A 16,326-nucleotide genomic window follows, 5' to 3' on the forward strand; every position below is an offset into this window, starting at 1 on the left:
TCCAACAGAAAAAAGCCTGGCATCCTTCGCCAGGCTCTTCCCCTACTCTTGTTTTCTTTTTTTCATACGTAAAATAATGCCGTCAATGAGCAGTCCGATCCCCGCTCCGTAAAAAGGGGCCGCAAACCGAGTTCCTTCGGCAAGCGGCAGGTCTTTCAAATACACGATAAACACACCGCCAATAAAACCGATCATCGTGTAGCGCAGCCGGGTCGCCCCCATCAAACGACACTCCCTTTCACGCTACTTCCCGAATTTATTTGGCATTTTCATGTTTTTCATGGTACGGCTCATTTGTTTGAGCTGCTTTTGGTTAAGATTCATCCCCATTGAACGGGCCATGGCTTGAAGCTGCTTGTCGTCCATTTGCATGTTGGACATTTGTTTTTTCAATAAATAAGTCCCTCCATAAAATCCACCAGCGAGACCGATTAACAATGTAACAATTGGAATTACCCAGTTGTACCAAGCCATCAATACATTACCATCCTCTATACGTAATTATGAACTCTTTTATTGTACCATAGTTGGGCTATCTTCTGTAAATTGTGATTAGAAAACTTGGAAAATGAGAACACTGCCCTCAACAATATCTTTGTTTCAAGCATATTCTAATAGCAAGAGGTGAATCAACTATGGCTCCAATTGTGATTCTGGACGCTGGACACGGTGGCAGCGATCCAGGTGGAGGAAACAACACGCAATTTACCGAGAAAGATATGAATTTGCAAATATCACTCTACCAATATAACCGCTTTTTGGCTCTAAATATTCCTGTCGCTATCACACGGACAACCGATGAGACTCTGACAAGTGATGCTCGGACTGCTCTGGTTCGAAACAGCGGTGCTCGCTACTGTATAGCGAACCACATTAACTCAGGTGGCGGCCGAGGCTCCGAGGTCATTTACTCCATTTACGGCACCCCAACCTTTCCTCAATTGATTCAGGATGCCCTGACAGCGGAGGGGATGCCGAATCGGCGCATTTTTACGCGGACACTGCCAGATAATCCGCGGCTCGATTACTATTTCATGCACCGGGAGACTGGCAGCGTGGAGACGGTAATCGTCGAGTATGGCTTTGCCGACAATACTTTGGACGCAAATAAACTGCAACAGGATTGGCGAGATCTCGCGGAAGGGGTAGTCCGGGCATTTTGCACGTACGCTAAACTTCCCTACCAGCCCCCTACGACTCCTACTTCTACTCCAAAACCTACTACAGCACCGACCCTTGCTCCCACCACTTCTCCTGGAAACGGAGAAGGAAATGTGCCTAACTGGAAGCAGGAAGCCGTCAACTGGCTGTATGGTCAAGGCTTATTAACAGACGAACAATGGCGTAATCAACCAGACAAACCTTTGCCGCTCTGGGCACAGGCTGTCATCCTGAAGCGTTTATTCGAAAAGCTGAAAACGTAGAGTCCTGTTTAATCGTCTGCCTTAAAACGGGTCAGCGGCGTATCCGTTAAGCCCGAATAATTTCTTTTTGCTGGTACACTCACCAATTCGTCCTCTGGGTAACGGTAGGCGGTTAGCATTCCGCCGAACACACACCCTTGGTCGATGTTGATGGTGCCATTTTTTCTTTTTGGTTCTGGATGCGGATCATGTCCCCATACGATTATCGGCGAAGTCACTTTTCTCTCTTTTGCCCACTCTCTGCGAATCGGGCGCCCATCCGGCCCTGTCCCTGCCACATCGCCGTATCGACAAAACGTGTAGACCGCAGGCGAATCCATCCCTATGTAATCATCGCGAATCCCCGCATGAACGGCGACTACTACTATTTTTTCATTCCGTTTGATGATCATGTGTGAAGGAGAAGAAAACAGCAATCTGCGGCTTTGCTCTCGCAGCAAAGAGGCCTTCTTCGGACCGTACTCTTGCTGATACAGCCGAATCTCTTCTTCTACCTTTTCATCTCCGTGAGCCAATGTCACTGGTCTTCCATCCAACCAACGAGCTACTTTCCACCCATGGTTACTATCCACCATCTCAGCCAGACCTGCCGTGACATGATGGTGAAAAAATTGCAGCATTTGGATTGAGTATGGTCCACGACTCGTGATATCACCGAGGGAAAGGAGCTTTCGGCCGTGGGGATGGCGATAGGTACCGTCTCGGGTTTGTTCATATCCCAAGCGTTTGAGCAATTCTATAAATTCGTCGTAACAGCCGTGAACATCGCCAACGATATCCACGCCATTGTCAGCCGAAAGCACCTTGGAGCGTGTTTGAGGTTTGTGCCTCATAGCCCGTCCCTCCTTTCCGTAATCTCTCATTCGTTACTTACTATCTTTACCACATCTACGAAAAAAACTCACGGTTTGTATACAAGAAAACTGTGTAAACAAGTAAACGCGCGAAAGAGCCCCTGTTTACTGAGGAGCTTTTTGGCGCGTCTACCTATACATGATGCGATGTGATTAGCCTAAACTATGCGTATGCACGTAAATGGCCGCTTGCGTGCGATCCTCCACATTCAGCTTAGCAAGAATGTTGCTCACATGGGTCTTCACCGTTTTGATCCCGATAATCAGCTCATCTGCAATCTCCTGGTTGGACTTGCCCTGACCGATTAGCTTCAAAACCTCCAACTCGCGCGGCGTCAGTTGTTCATGTGGATGAGACTCTTGACCGTGACGGAAACGGGCCATGATTTTTCCTGCTACCCTCGATTCCAAAACGGGCTCACCCGCCGCAGCAGAGCGGATTGCCTTTGCAATCTCGGCTGCACGCGAAGTCTTCAGTAAGTAGCTGAATGCCCCCGCTTCAATGACCGGATATACCTTTTCGTCATCAATAAAGCTAGTCAAGACAATAACCTTACTGGATGGACAGGTTTCTCGAATACGCCGAGTCGCTTCCACACCGCCGATGCCTTCCATGACTAAATCCATCAAAACGACATCTGGGCGCAGCTCTTGCGTCATTCGCACCCCTTCTTCCCCACTGCCTGCCTCTGCTACGACTTCAATATCATCCTCTGTAGACAAATAAGCAGCCAGACCCATCCGAACCATTTCGTGATCATCTACCAGTAGTACCCGAATCACCGAGCCTTCACCCTTCCCGTTCCGTCTGTGACATTAGAGGAATACGCACCTCAATTTGCGTTCCCTTCCCAATCGCCGAGTAAATCTCCATGGAGCCCCCGACCTCTGCTACGCGTTCTTGCATGCTGCGCAAACCGTAGGACGTCATTTTCTCCCCATCCGGATCAAAACCAACACCGTCATCCGTTACTCGCAGGCGAACCTGCTCTTGCAGCGTAAACAGCTTCACTGTAATCTGGGTAGCTCTGGCATGCCGCAATGTATTAGACAAGGACTCCTGCAAAATGCGGAACAAATGATCCTCAATTCCACTCGGCAAGCCTTCAACGTCTTCGATCTCCCAAGTCAACTGCATGGTATTTTTACGCGTCAGCTCATCTAAAAGTTCCAAAATGGCTTCCTTCAATGACTTGTTTTGTAACGTAGCCGGGCGAAGATGCAAAAGCAATGCCCTCATCTCCGCTTGTGCAGCTGCCGCCATCTCTTCGACCAATTCAATTTGTTGGGCTGCACGTTGGGGATTTTTTTCTACAAGCCGCTTCATCGCCGCAGTCGTCATAGCGATGGCAAACAGCTGCTGGCTGACTGCGTCATGCAGTTCTCTCGCCAATCTCTGTCGCTCCTCTGTTACCGCTGCATGCTTCAATTGTTCAGCGAGAGCCGCATTGTGGTTCGACAGCCGCTGCAAAGATGCTACTTGCTCTTCCCATTGCGAAGCCAAGCGATTGATCTGCCATCCTAATTCGCCCACTTCATCGACACCCAATTCGGGGACCCGATACGACAGCATCCCGCGCCCAAGCTTCATGGCAGCTTCCCACAGTACACTGAGTCTCTTTTTCAACAAATTGCCGATGATATAGGAAATGATTAATGCCACTAAGACACCTGCAGGTAAAGAAACAACAAAAGCAGCAAGCTGAATCAAGCCCTCTGGATCGACAGGCAGATGGATGCCTATATATTCTTCAAACCACCACACGAGGTTGCGGTCGCTGATTATTTCGTTGTACCACCGATGAAGCCCAGGGTGATCTTTCCATAAAAAGTATAGCCAAAAGAAGCAAATAAACGCGGCAGTAACTGCACTGACGGCCAGTAACATGCCATAGCGCACGTATTGCCACTGAATACTTGCCAATCGCTGTCGACGCATCCGCCAGTACCTCCTAGATGTACTTGACTTTTATATCGCCGACAAGCAGCGAGATATGCAAGTTTACTTTTTGCAATGCTTCATCATACTGATCAGCACGAATCTTAACACTGCGATTGATACCTCCCTGACGGTGGCTTAGCACCTCCAGGTCACCAATACTCAACCCTGCCGTTACCGATACAGGAAGATCGACCGGCACATAAATCGTCACATCACCTACCCAGCCCTCTACGACAAGAACCGCTTCATCCCGCACCAACACTGCCCGGGAAAGATCAATCACAACATCCCCGATTCCATGCCAGACATGCAAGTAATTCAGTTCAAAACGCCCCGAGGTCAGGTGATAATCGCCAATCAGAGAACTGCGGGAATCTTTTGGCAACGTGTCGTCAGGTGATGAAAACATTCTTTCGTGATGAGGAATTTTGCCACCAGCCTGCTTCCATTTGTTCCAGCTGTCTAGCCAAGTGTGTTCCTCTGTTGAAACCTTCACGTCATTCGGGACACTCGCATCACTAGCCAAAATCGTTTCAGCAGCAGATGGGGTCTCCTTATCGCCCAATGGTTGATTTACACGGTGATCTCGACTGCTGTTCTTGCCTCGAATCAACTGAAACCCGACAAAAATAAACACGATTGGCACTGCAATCTGGAACAAATCATCAATCCCGACACCAAACCACATGTCCATCGTGATGATGGTCCCCAGGAAGAGTAGAATCCCTCCGCCAATCCTCTTTTTCTGTCCCCACAAACGAAGACCGAAATAAATAAGCACCATCGGCCACAAATCAAATAGACCGAACGAAATGATACCCAAACTGTCTAACAAAAGACCGATTCCCGTAAAAATAATCAGGACACCAGCCAACATTTTGTGCAAACGGGACAGTTTCACAAAAGTCTCCTCTCTCACGCCCCATGCTGATCGTTTTCACTTTGACCATTACGACATGTATAAATGAATGCAGGCGGAATATTCAACAGGGTAAAGTCGATCCCGACCCAAGGAAAACGATCCTGCAACTCAGCTTGGAGTTGTAGCGAATATTGGAATGTAATAAATAGGCCCCCTGGCTTCAGTACAGATTGAACTTCGTCCAGAATTGCTGCCCGCAGCTCTTGTGGAAAATTGGCGAATGGCAGACCTGAGATAATGACATCTGCACCTGCAAGGTCCTGCTCCTCCAAGTAAAACCTAAGTTTAGTCGCTTCCTCCCTGATAGGAAGATCGGGAAAACGTGATTGAAGCATAGAGCGAAATTGGGAATCTCGTTCCACAAGCACATACTGTGTGCCGGGATGCAAGCGCTGATAGATCGTTTGGGTAAATGCCCCTGTACCAGGTCCCAGCTCCAGGATCACATCGGTTGAAGCCCAATCGACGCTTTTCAACATTTGCCCACACAAAAAACGAGAGCTGGGGATTATACTACCGACGCGTCCAGGCTCAGCGATAAACCGCCGCAAAAAGACCAAGAAGTCTTGCAAGAATCGTACCTCCTAGGGGAAAAGCAGCCTGATGTACACAGGCTGCCGAATTGACACAATCTATTCTACACCTTATCCCCCAGTTCCTGTTGAATTAGGATTGTACTGGTTTGGCTATCGGTGATTTCACTTCATTAATGGATGCTTTGATGCTGGCAAGTTCTGCATCGAGATCATCCTTTTCCAGTTCAGACAAAGCGTTCTCCCAAGCGCGGTTCGTTTGACGCCATTGTCCACTCATTTGCGCTTCTGCTTCCATGCGCATGACTTTTTCCTCCATGCGGGCGAAGCCACGGCCTGCGGACTGATTGCCGATACCGACAACTGCCTGATTAACTTGCTTTTGTGTACGAGCTACTTGTGCACGTGCCATCAGTGTGAACTTTTTCGCACGCATTTTATAGAACTCTTCCTTCAGCTCAGCCAGCTTCTCGCGCATTTGCGCAGCTGCCTCGGATGCTGACAGGTAGAGAGTTTCATATTCCGCTGCACGGCCTTCGTATTGCTTCTTGTCAGCGAGTGCTCGACGAGCCAACTCGTCTTCTCCCTCAGACAAGGCGAGCTTGACTTGACGATCGCGTTTTTCGATCAGAGCATTGGCTTCGTCCAATTGCTGACGGAATTTCTTTTCCAGTGCAACTTGACGGGCAACCGCTACTTCAACTTGTCCGATTTCTACTTCCATGTCACGCATATATTGATTCAGCATCACTACCGGATCTTCCATCGAATCCAATGCATCATTTACCGAAGCTACTGTCAGGTCACGCAAACGTTTAAAGATACTCATTATTTTTTCCTCCTCATCATATCACATCATATTGTTCATCCAAAAGACTCTTGCGACATAGTGTTATTGCGGCTGCTAAAACGGTTATGACCGTTTTGTTACGTTTCTCTCCCAAGTGTCCAGCGTATCTTCCTTTAATACTTTTTGGGCCCATTCACGCTCCCAAGCAGGTGGCGCTTGTTTTGGTTCTTGGCTGGGACGCAGTAAGCGATATCCCAGATAAATCACCCCAATGGCCAGAAGCGCGTGAAACAGTAGGTCAAGCTTGCCAATCAACATCAGGAACCCGAATAGGAAGACTAGGATTCCCCAAAAACGTGAACCGGTTTGTCCCATGATCTTTTTGGCACCGTATAACATGATCACGCCGGGAATGATGAACCCGATCAAATCTCCGATATCGATACCCACCAGATCTAGAAGAACCACCCCACCGACTAGCAGCAGAACCAGCCCGAGTAGAACTTTGCCAGACCGTTCGCTCATTACTCGCTTACCTCCATTCGTTTTGCATGTGGTGCTTGTGGAACGTTATGCCCTTATTGTAGCCCCCGGTATAGGCTTCCCATAACGGGCGTGCGGTTGGTTTTTCCCTCCGTCCTCGGACGGAGAGAATTTCCTGCCCTAATCGGACAAGCTGTCCCCCAAGCCAGAACAAGGCCGCGTCGAAAGGCGGCTTGCACTATCGAACGAAAACGTTACAGCATTTGACGGTATCTTTGTGACGAATATGTGAACGAACAGATAAAAAGAAGGAAAAAAAGGACTGGCGTAGAATCTTCGTAAGAGTGCGTGTAAAAAAACATCGAAAAATAGCCGAATTCCGCTTGGCGGAAACGGGGGAACCACGTTTTTGGGGTGAATGGTTGCTACTCCTAGCAGCCTAGGGCGTCCTTTCGACCGAACCCTTCAGCTAACCTCGTAGGCTCACGAAGGGAGCAGTTTCTTTTGCGCAAGGTGGTTTTATCTTTATTTATGGCTGGATTGCTTGCTATGGGGGCAGGCGCTGCACAGGCTGCTGAGGAGAATTCTCTGGGTGAAGTAGTCAGCGACTTGTACGGTACCCCTTACAAATCTTCCGGCTCGTCCAAAAAGGGCTTTGACTGCTCCGGTTTCACGCGCTACGTATTTGATGCGTTAGGTGTAGATCTACCTCACAATTCTGCTTCCCAGTACGAATTAGGTACAGAGGTTGACAGAAAAGAATTGCAGCCAGGCGATCTCGTATTCTTCAATACGAACGGTCACAGCATTTCTCACGTGGGTATCTACATTGGAGACGGCACATTCGTGCACTCGGAATCTGGTCGTGGAGTCGTCAACACCAAGTTGAACGATCCATACTACTGGAGCAAGCGTTATGTAGGCGCCAAGCGTCTGAGCGTTCCTGTTCTAGCGAAAGCAGAAATTCCGAAAAAGGAAAAAGCGGTGCAAGCTGCATCGTTGCCGGAAAAACCAGCTCAAAAATAGTCGTTCGGCAAAATAATAAAAGCCAGGGACAAAACGTCTCTGGCTTTTTCTGACGAAATTTAGTACCTGGTCTAAAGAGGTACCCTCACATATTCGAACAACTTAATAACTTACGGGGTTTCTTCCCCTGACCAGGTCAAAGCATGTTATGATAGACAAGACCCATTCTTTGAATGGTATTCCTTATTAATAGAAGTAACTGGGGGTTGTTCCGGTGAAAGATCACATTTTAATTGTCGATGACAATCTGGAAATTATTGAACTGCTAGAAGACATTTTGGAGAACGAAGGCTTCACCGTTTCCTCCGCAGAGAGCGGAGAAGATGCACTCTCCCTGCTCAGCCAAGGAGAGCGACCCAACCTGATCCTTTTGGATATTATGATGCCCAACATGAGTGGCTACGAGCTCTGCTCTCAAATTCGCCGTGAGTGGGATTTGCCTATACTGTTTCTCAGTGCAAAAGGAAAAGCGGTAGATAAGGTAGTCGGCTTCGAAATCGGCGCAGACGATTACATCACGAAGCCTTTTGATACAGAAGAGCTGCTCGCTCGCATTCGTGCCCACCTTCGTCGCTATGAGCGCATTCGCAAACATACCGAAGAGCAGCCTGAGAAGGAAACAGCCTCTTCTCCAATTACAGTTTTGAAATTCAAGGACCTGGAAATTCATAAAGAAACGTATTCCGTTTATGTATGTAATCAAAAGATTGAGCTCTCTACAAAAGAATTTCAACTGCTCACATTCCTCGCAGAAAACGCGGGCATCGTTTTTACTAGAGAGCAAATTTATGACCGTGTCTGGGGATATGGTTATGGCTCGCTCAATACAGTGACCGTCCATATCAAAAACCTCCGTGAAAAGCTGGAAACAGAACGGCAGTTCATCAAAACACAATGGGGGACAGGCTACGTATTTATCGGGGAGAAGCTTTAAATGAGCTTACGCAATAAAATTTTACTCTCCTTCATTGCCTTGCTCACACTCAATATTTTGTTGTTTAAATTTGTTTTTCAAGACATTATTGTCGCTCAACTCAAAAATGATCGGCATAATCAGTACCAGGCTGAGAAGGAAGCCGCAGAGAAGGTCATGCTCAATCAACTGCTTCTCGTCAGTAATTTCAAGGACCCAGTCGAACGCTTGGAGCTTGATAAGCAGTTGCCAGACGACGTGATGTACCGAATGGTCGTGAAGGATGCTAATGGTAACACCATCTACAGCAAAACATCACGCGCCTATAATTTGAAAATGCCTTCTCCCTCCTCATCAAGCCGTGGCGAATCTGCCAAGCAAAGTGACCTCAAAGTGGTCGCTGAGTACCATTTTCAGCAGGAGCCACCGCGTGTAGGGGAGATCGTTGTTTATTTCTACACAGATGATTACGACATGATGGCGACAACAGGGGTTTCCATGATGCTTTTGTTTATTTACGGAAGCATTAGTCTGGTGGGATTGATTCTGCTCGCTTTGTTCGTTCGCTGGATACTACGACCCGTGAACGAATTATCGCGCGTCACCCAAGAAATCCAGGAAGGGAAGCGGCTGGTCACTTTTACGTATCGCTCGCATGATGAGTTTGGGCAACTCTTTCGATATTTCGGGGATATGGTTGATGAGCTTCGTTTAGCGGAAGAAAGACAGGCCGAAATGATTGCTTCAATCGCCCACGACTTCCGCACACCTCTTACCACGATCAAAGGGTATGCGTCATATATCGGCTCTGGTCGTGTGGCGGATATGACCAAAATACAGAAACAGATGGGCAAAATCGAGCTAAAAACGACGGACTTAGAAAAGCTGCTGGATGAGTTGCAGGACTTCACCACCCAAAGCTCCGAAGTTCGACTCGACATTAACCGCATTCATGTCAAAAGCTTCTTGAGAGGAATCATTGAGGACTATTTGCCAAGAATCAAAGAGGCAGGCCTCACCTTTCAATGGAAGCTGCGCATCTCCAATGAACTACACATTGAAGCGGATGAGACCAAGCTGCGCCGTGTCATGGAAAACTTGATGAACAACGCCATTCACTACAACAAGCCCGATGGCTCCATTTACCTTACTTGTGATCAGCGAGAAGGACATGTCCTTTTTACTGTCATCGACAAAGGTGAAGGAATCGCTACTGAAGATTTGCCGAAGATTTTCACCAAGTTTTATCGGACGGAAAAATCACGAAATCGCAATAGCGGCGGTACAGGCTTAGGCTTAACGATTTGCAAGAGCATCGTCCGGCTTCATGGCGGAGATCTCAGGGTAAACAGTGAACTGGGAATGGGAAGCAGTTTCTCCTTCACCATCCCCTTCTTCCACGGGTAGCTTTCACAAGCTACCCTTTCTTTATATTGATTTATTCTTAGTTAATTTTTTCTTTATATTTTACAAGTAAAATAATTTTTGTAAGCATGTTGCTTTCAGTGATAAATAACCCCCAGTTCGGTATCTGACACAATCGGCGAAACCGTATTGATAAGATGCCTCTTTTTTTGCCCTCCGTTTCCATTTTTTTCTATCTCTTCTCCAAACGCATCGGTAGTCCGTTCTTGGGACGCAAGGTAACCAACGGCTCAGGCTCTACTGTCTGATTCGGTTCAGCCAGTCGTAGTCGATATCGCTGTGCGATCGTCGCCAGTAGCAAAGCTGCCTCCATCAAAGCAAAGTTGTTCCCGATACAAACACGCGGCCCGCCGCCAAACGGGAAATAAGCATAAGCTGGATTTCGTTTTAAGAGATCGCTGTCAAAACGCTCTGGAATGAATTGTTCAGGCTGTTCATAATAGCGTGGGTTACGGTGCATGACAAATTGGCTCATCATCAGTGTTTCGCCAGGCTTGTATGTGTGACCGCCGATCTCAACCTCTTCTACCACTTCCCGGTTAATCGTCCAGGCCGCAGGGTAGAGCCTCAGCGTTTCCTGTACAATGAGATTCGTATACTTCAGCTGGGGAAGATCCTCGACTGTCGGCAGCTTTTCACACAGAACCGTCGACAGCTCGTCATGCAGCTTTTTCTCCACCTCGGGATATGTAGCCAGCAAATAGAAAATCCATGACATGGTATTCGCCGTCGTCTCATGGCCAGCTACAAAAATGGTCATGACCTCATCGCGCACCTGCTCGTCTGTCATTCCTTCCCCATCATCTTCATCACGCGCTGCCAAAAGCATCCCCAACAAGTCCTTATGCTCCTCTCCTTCGCTATTACGCCGAGCTTCGATCAAGGAGTAGATCGTTTTGTCCAGCAGCTCACTCGACTCCAGGAACTCCCGATTGCCTTTGGTAGGTACGGACAACGGAATGTCGATAAAAGAGGAGCCTTTGTTTGCCACGTACTTCAAACCAACATCAATGGCATGTCCAATCTGATCGGCGCCTTCCTTGACGGTTTTGCCGAACATCGTCTCTGTAATGATCGCAAGGGTTACTTTCATCATGTCTGAATGAATATCGCGAAGCTCTCCGGTTTTCCAATCCGCCATGAGATCCACTGCTTGCCGGACCATTACCTCCCCGTAGTTGGCGATACGTTCTCGATGAAAAGCTGGCTGCATAAGCCTCCGTTGTCGCAGGTGCTTTTTTCCTTCACTGGTGAGAATCCCATCCCCTACGACAGGTCGTGCCGCCTGCAATCCTTTCCCTTTCCGAAAATGCGCCTGCTTGCTGACCAAAACCTCTTTGATGTGATCCGGATTCGTTAACAGGTAAATATGGCGGGAAGGACCGAAGCGAAAATGGACGACTTCTCCATGCTCTTCTACAGCGTCGCGGATAAACTGAAGCGGCGATCTGCGAAATGCCATCAAATTCCCTGAGATCGGAAGGCCTTTTGGACCGGTGATCGTGATATTCATGGGTCTCCTCCTTTTTTACATGCAAAAATCCTACCGATAGTATCCGGCACAATAAGGAGATTATGCGAAAAAAAGCCACCCGAACTTCGGATGGCTTAAAAATTCATTTTGTTTATCGTGTAATAGGTTGATCTGTGCGCAACAGACGAGAAGCAATCAGTCGCTCGCGTACCTTGATGCCAATCAAAGAAGCCAGAACTGCTTTGACAACCCCTACAATAAGGAAAGGCGTTACACCAAAAGCGACAGCTTTATCCCAAGGAATGTCCATGACGTATTTGAGCTGAACAGCACCAAAAGCGAGTGTGACAAACATGCCAATGATATTGGCGATGATGGCGTTTTTCAAGGTGAATCTTGTTTTCTCCAAGTAGAGTCCGGTCACATAAGCGGTTGCAATAAACCCAAATATGTACCCGCCGGATTTTCCGACCAATATTTGCAATCCGCCTTTTGCCTCACTGAATACAGGCAATCCGACTGCACCGAGCAAAACGTAAATAACCAAAGCCAGTGTCCCGTATCGTTTTCCCAAAATGGTCGCCGTCAGCCCTACTGCTAACGTCTGCGCGGTAATCGGAATCAACGGCAAAGGAATAGTCACCTGCGACAATACCGCAGTCATTGCAGCAAAGATGGCAGAGAGCAATAGCCATCTCAAGCGTTCGTTTCTCATGCGTACTAGCCTCCGTTTTGTTAACTAAAGATGTTATAAGGTTAACAAAATAATAATACGCATCTGCCCTTTTGTAAATCCCCGTTCTGTCCGCCTATCTTTTTGCTTGTTGATCCATGTATAGCTGCAGCTTTTGAAGGGACTGAACCGTATAATCGATTAATTCGTTCAGGTCATCGATGTTGCCTTCATCAATTTTCCGATGAAAGTCCAGCGTCACCTGGTTGGTTATTTGCTTCGGTGGCCAATCGATTCGATGCTCTTCTAGCTTAGCCGATACTTTCTGTGTAATATACGGTCGCTGCCCCCAGATGTCATTGAGAATCGAAGTAATTTCTCTCGCTTCTGCGGGTACATCTCTGTAATTTTCCATCTGCAAGTAAAAATGGATGCAAATCGTACATCCGATATGATCTGTCAACGGCTGTTCTAGCTGCTCGGCTGCAATATCAGCTAACTGGGTACGAAGCTGCATCTCAGCACGGACAGCTGCAGTATGATCATGTTGATCAGCCAGCTTGAACTGGATCTGAAATTGTCGATGGAATGTAGCCATATCCATGACATCCGAACGGTTCGTAATCGTGATTGCCCCTTCGAAGTCCCGGTCGTATACTGCACCTTCCAACACAACCCTGATATTGTCAAAAACAAGCGGATGAAACATATCGAACCCTCCTTTTCCCAAGCAATCGGGCCCTTTCTATTTACAGTATATAGCATGCCTGCTTTCTCCTTGTTTTGCAAGCAGACCGACTTCCCCATAGCGGGGCCTCCAGGAGAGTGGTACCATGAGAGTGATCCAACCTTCGAGGTGACAGCCATGTTTTTAATCGGAATTCTAATCGTTGTTGCAATCCTTGGTGAAATTATTCATCGTTTGAATCCATGGAAAAAGCCAGAACCTGCCTATGATGATCTCCTCGCCCAAATCAAACAGACAGACTGGTACCAGGAGTTGTCTCGTGATCAGGCGTGTCGTTTCGTTCTGGACAACGATCCGCATGTCCAAGCCTACTATGCGAGTACGTACGAAGCCAAACGTCTCCTTACACAGGAAGGCTTTCAATTGGGACTGATTGATTACGTCAAGCAGGAAGCTGCAAAGCACGCCGAAAAATCACGCTGACAGGCGAAAAAGCCGTTGTTATGGAACAGCGGCTTTTTCTTTGAATCAAAAAAAAGGTATACCTGCCATGGCTCATGCCCTGTGGTACACCTGTTTTATCCAGTATTCATGTTCGAATTAGCGTTTTTGATGATAGTACTTGTAAGCGTCAAAGGATGCGTGCTCTTGGCATGGCGTGCATTCTGTTGCATACGATTCTGCTTGTTCGTGGATCATCTGGCCGCAAGCAGCACAGCATTTTGCTTCGAGATTGCGAAAGAAAGTAGTGATCGGCGTCATGATTAAAACCCCCCGTGTGTTATTATCTGTATTGTATTACAACAGCACCTGTTTTATAAAAGTTTGTTATAATACATTACGCCGATTTATCTTTCTCTCGCGCTCATTCTCTCTTTATTGCTCCTTTTTTCGCTGTATTCATACATTTTTGCAAATTCTGCATCTGTTGTAACACAAGGGCCTAAATCAGCAAATTAAATAAATACGGATCATGCGTAATCTCTACATAGCGGATACCGTGCTGCTTCATCCGACTGACTAGCGGCTGATAGTCGTCTTTGCATTTCATTTCAATCCCAACCAGCGCTGGGCCATTTTCTTTGTTGTTCTTTTTCGTATACTCAAAGCGTGTGATATCATCATGTGGTCCCAGTACTTTTTCCATAAACTCTCGCAAGGCTCCGGCACGCTGTGGGAAATTGATGACAAAATAGTGCTTCAAGCCCTCATGCAGCAGGGAGCGTTCCTTGATCTCTTGCATCCGGTCAATGTCGTTGTTTCCACCGCTGATGACACACACTACGTTTTTCCCGGCGATTTGATCCCGGTAGTAATCGAGAGCAGCAATCGACAGGGCACCTGCAGGTTCTACGACGATGGCATTGCTGTTATACAACTCCAGAATGGTTGTGCATACCTTGCCTTCCGGGACCAGCACGATGTCATCCAGCAGCTCCTGACAAATACTCATCGTTAGCTGCCCCACTTGCTTGACGGCTGCACCATCGACAAACTTGTCAATTTCATCTAAGGTGACAACATCATTTTGCTCCAGAGCGGCTTGCATCGAAGCTGCTCCTGCTGGCTCCACCCCAATGATCTGTGTGTTCGGGCTGATGCCTTTTACGTACGTTCCCACACCCGCTGCCAATCCACCTCCGCCGATACTCATAAAGACGAAATCAGCTGGTTCTTCCAAATCATTCATAATCTCCAATCCGACTGTTCCTTGTCCAGCTACCACCAATGGATCGTCAAATGGATGGACAAAGGTCCGATCTTCCTGAATGCAATACTTCATCGCCTCTGCGAAAGAATCATCGAAGGTGTCACCGATCAATACAACTTCTACATAGGAGCCGCCAAACAGCTTGACTTGCGATATTTTTTGACGTGGGGTCGTCGCTGGCATAAAGATCGTTCCCTTGATTTGCAAATGGTTACACGAGTAGGCTACACCCTGCGCATGATTGCCCGCACTTGCACAAACGACACCACGCTCCCGCTCCATTGTCGAAAGATTCCGCATGAAATGATAAGCACCGCGGATTTTGAAGGAACGAACGATCTGCAAGTCTTCCCTTTTCAAATACACGTTGCAGCCGTAGCGCTCAGACAGTCCTTTGTTTTTTTGCAATGGCGTCTTCTCCACCACGTCTTTCAATGCGTGATTGGCTACTACGATGTCTTCCACTCTGACCGTATGCATATATATGTTCCTCCTAAGTATCTTCTCTGTTGTTGTAAGGACCAGCCCAAATCAAAAAGCCCCCGCCCCAAACCAGCTACGCACAATTTGCGCACGGCTGGCTGAGGCGAGGGCATCGCGGTACCACTCAGCTTTTCTGTTTCCTCACGAAAAACAGACTTAGGAAGTTCACTATGAAACTCCCGTCCGATAACGAGGACGAATTCGTTGTCCTATACTCACTGGCTAGACAAGCTGATTTTCCAGGACAATGCTCCAAGGTGATTTTCAAAACAGGCTGGCGGCCATTCTTTCAGCACAGGGAACGGCTCTCTGCACGCTGCTTACTGTTTCTACTCTTCCTTTTCAACGCTCATACATACGAACTATTCGAATTAGTTAAACATTCTACGCCGAAACCCACAACTTGTCAATCTTCTTGTTATTTGGCAGGAAAGCAATGACAAAAAAACGGGTTCCTTTTCGAGCGTTTGCACTCAAAACGGTACCCGTTTTTCTATTCGCTACATCTTATACTGCTTCGTAAATCGCTTCGTAACGCTTGCCGATTTCTTCATCCGTCAAACCAGCTTCACGCAGACGGCCGATCAGTGCATTTGCCCAAATCTCAGTGCGCTGCGCCATTTTTGCGTATTTTTTCGCTTCCTTGATTTTGCGCTTGGAACGATCTTCACCGTTCGACTTGAGGTTGTCGAGGATGAACAGCATGAGCATAGTATCTTCCTCGTTCAACGTTTCCCAGCTATCGTTTAGAAACGCGGTTACCTTTTTGTAGTAGCCATCAAACTCGTCAAAAGAAATCTCAGTATCCATGTTGAGATATTCTTTCATTTTTTCAAATAGATCCTGCATGTAATGTCACAACTCCCTCATTATTCTCCGCACTATTATAACAAAAACAACGCTGGACAGGAAGTTTCCATTATCTGTGGGACTTTCAGAGACACCTGAGACCCTGTCGCAAGCATGCAACCTCTCTCGTAATACT

20 protein-coding genes, 1 riboswitch and 1 other annotated feature are annotated in these 16,326 nt (G+C 47.4%); of the genes, 5 read left to right on the top strand and 15 right to left on the bottom strand.

The genetic code is table 11. From position 1 onward, the window contains the following. Window positions 1–42: 42 nt before the first annotated feature. Together E8L90_RS17885 and E8L90_RS17890 are read right to left on the bottom strand one after the other, a co-directional pair. Window positions 43–222 (bottom strand): hypothetical protein, encoded by a 180-nt coding sequence (locus E8L90_RS17885; RefSeq protein WP_137030610.1) that lies wholly within the window; start codon window positions 220–222, stop codon window positions 43–45. A 21-nt stretch (window positions 223–243) separates the two neighbouring features. Further along, window positions 244–474, bottom strand: a complete 231-nt coding sequence (locus tag E8L90_RS17890; protein ID WP_012684742.1) for a YneF family protein — start codon at window positions 472–474, stop codon at window positions 244–246. Window positions 475–635: 161 nt separating this feature from the next. Between E8L90_RS17890 and E8L90_RS17895 the strand changes: the two genes are divergently transcribed. After that, window positions 636–1,424, top strand: coding sequence for an N-acetylmuramoyl-L-alanine amidase family protein (locus E8L90_RS17895; RefSeq protein WP_137030611.1), 789 nt, complete (start codon window positions 636–638; stop codon window positions 1,422–1,424). Window positions 1,425–1,432: 8 nt separating this feature from the next. On the opposite strand, the gene prpE is transcribed toward E8L90_RS17895, so the two are convergent. From prpE to E8L90_RS17930, 7 genes are all read right to left on the bottom strand, one after another. Continuing rightward, entirely contained in the window at window positions 1,433–2,257 is an 825-nt protein-coding gene (prpE, locus tag E8L90_RS17900; protein ID WP_137030612.1) for a bis(5'-nucleosyl)-tetraphosphatase PrpE, read from the bottom strand. Window positions 2,258–2,431: 174 nt separating this feature from the next. Then, window positions 2,432–3,061: a response regulator gene (locus E8L90_RS17905; protein ID WP_137030613.1), complete on the bottom strand. Its 630-nt coding sequence runs from the start codon at window positions 3,059–3,061 to the stop codon at window positions 2,432–2,434. Between the two features lie 7 nt (window positions 3,062–3,068). Continuing rightward, the gene (locus tag E8L90_RS17910) at window positions 3,069–4,217 is read right to left on the bottom strand and encodes a HAMP domain-containing sensor histidine kinase (protein ID WP_137030614.1); all 1,149 of its coding nucleotides are present in this window, start codon (window positions 4,215–4,217) and stop codon (window positions 3,069–3,071) included. A gap of 13 nt (window positions 4,218–4,230) precedes the next feature. Then, on the bottom strand, window positions 4,231–5,121 hold the full coding sequence (gene liaF, locus E8L90_RS17915) for a cell wall-active antibiotics response protein LiaF (RefSeq protein ID WP_137030615.1): 891 nt from the start codon (window positions 5,119–5,121) through the stop codon (window positions 4,231–4,233). 14 nt (window positions 5,122–5,135) lie between these two features. Continuing rightward, window positions 5,136–5,714, bottom strand: a complete 579-nt coding sequence (locus E8L90_RS17920) for a class I SAM-dependent methyltransferase (protein WP_137030616.1) — start codon at window positions 5,712–5,714, stop codon at window positions 5,136–5,138. A gap of 94 nt (window positions 5,715–5,808) precedes the next feature. Beyond that, complete coding sequence (locus tag E8L90_RS17925) at window positions 5,809–6,504, bottom strand: PspA/IM30 family protein (protein ID WP_137030617.1); 696 nt, start codon at window positions 6,502–6,504, stop codon at window positions 5,809–5,811. An 84-nt stretch (window positions 6,505–6,588) separates the two neighbouring features. After that, a complete protein-coding gene (locus tag E8L90_RS17930; RefSeq protein WP_137030618.1) occupies window positions 6,589–6,990 on the bottom strand; it encodes a LiaF transmembrane domain-containing protein in 402 nt (133 codons plus the stop codon). 318 nt (window positions 6,991–7,308) lie between these two features. After that, window positions 7,309–7,448: riboswitch (cyclic di-AMP (ydaO/yuaA leader) on the top strand. Window positions 7,449–7,452: 4 nt separating this feature from the next. On the opposite strand from E8L90_RS17930, the gene E8L90_RS17935 reads away from it, so the two are divergent. From E8L90_RS17935 to E8L90_RS17945, 3 genes are all read left to right on the top strand, one after another. Then, window positions 7,453–7,974 carry a C40 family peptidase gene (locus tag E8L90_RS17935; RefSeq protein WP_137030619.1) on the top strand — a complete coding sequence of 174 codons (522 nt, stop codon included), beginning with the start codon at window positions 7,453–7,455 and terminating at the stop codon, window positions 7,972–7,974. A 214-nt stretch (window positions 7,975–8,188) separates the two neighbouring features. Beyond that, window positions 8,189–8,908 carry a response regulator transcription factor gene (locus E8L90_RS17940; protein WP_007721564.1) on the top strand — a complete coding sequence of 240 codons (720 nt, stop codon included), beginning with the start codon at window positions 8,189–8,191 and terminating at the stop codon, window positions 8,906–8,908. Continuing rightward, window positions 8,909–10,294 carry a sensor histidine kinase gene (locus E8L90_RS17945; RefSeq protein ID WP_137030620.1) on the top strand — a complete coding sequence of 462 codons (1,386 nt, stop codon included), beginning with the start codon at window positions 8,909–8,911 and terminating at the stop codon, window positions 10,292–10,294. It abuts the gene before it with no gap. A 190-nt stretch (window positions 10,295–10,484) separates the two neighbouring features. Here E8L90_RS17945 and E8L90_RS17950 read toward each other — a convergent pair whose 3' ends face one another. From E8L90_RS17950 to E8L90_RS17960, 3 genes are all read right to left on the bottom strand, one after another. Beyond that, window positions 10,485–11,825, bottom strand: a complete 1,341-nt coding sequence (locus E8L90_RS17950; RefSeq protein ID WP_137030621.1) for a cytochrome P450 — start codon at window positions 11,823–11,825, stop codon at window positions 10,485–10,487. Window positions 11,826–11,937: 112 nt separating this feature from the next. Then, the gene (locus E8L90_RS17955; protein WP_137030622.1) at window positions 11,938–12,501 is read right to left on the bottom strand and encodes a biotin transporter BioY; all 564 of its coding nucleotides are present in this window, start codon (window positions 12,499–12,501) and stop codon (window positions 11,938–11,940) included. Between the two features lie 94 nt (window positions 12,502–12,595). Continuing rightward, entirely contained in the window at window positions 12,596–13,168 is a 573-nt protein-coding gene (locus E8L90_RS17960) for a hypothetical protein (RefSeq protein ID WP_017250114.1), read from the bottom strand. 156 nt (window positions 13,169–13,324) lie between these two features. Between E8L90_RS17960 and E8L90_RS17965 the strand changes: the two genes are divergently transcribed. Beyond that, window positions 13,325–13,630: a hypothetical protein gene (locus E8L90_RS17965; RefSeq protein ID WP_244297277.1), complete on the top strand. Its 306-nt coding sequence runs from the start codon at window positions 13,325–13,327 to the stop codon at window positions 13,628–13,630. Between the two features lie 117 nt (window positions 13,631–13,747). Here the strand turns inward: E8L90_RS17965 and yhfH are convergent, their stop codons facing one another. The 3 genes from yhfH to E8L90_RS17980 all read right to left on the bottom strand — a co-directional run bounded on the left by yhfH (window position 13,748) and on the right by E8L90_RS17980 (window position 16,190). Then, entirely contained in the window at window positions 13,748–13,909 is a 162-nt protein-coding gene (yhfH, locus tag E8L90_RS17970) for a protein YhfH (RefSeq protein ID WP_137030623.1), read from the bottom strand. 181 nt (window positions 13,910–14,090) lie between these two features. Then, window positions 14,091–15,338, bottom strand: coding sequence for a threonine ammonia-lyase IlvA (gene ilvA, locus E8L90_RS17975; RefSeq protein WP_137030624.1), 1,248 nt, complete (start codon window positions 15,336–15,338; stop codon window positions 14,091–14,093). 99 nt (window positions 15,339–15,437) lie between these two features. Continuing rightward, window positions 15,438–15,696 (bottom strand) — a binding site (T-box leader). 152 nt (window positions 15,697–15,848) lie between these two features. Then, on the bottom strand, window positions 15,849–16,190 hold the full coding sequence (locus E8L90_RS17980) for a hypothetical protein (RefSeq protein WP_137030625.1): 342 nt from the start codon (window positions 16,188–16,190) through the stop codon (window positions 15,849–15,851). Window positions 16,191–16,326 lie beyond the last annotated feature (136 nt).

This window comes from Brevibacillus antibioticus (genome assembly GCF_005217615.1).
In the GTDB taxonomy this organism is placed as follows: Bacteria; Bacillota; Bacilli; order Brevibacillales; family Brevibacillaceae; genus Brevibacillus; species Brevibacillus antibioticus.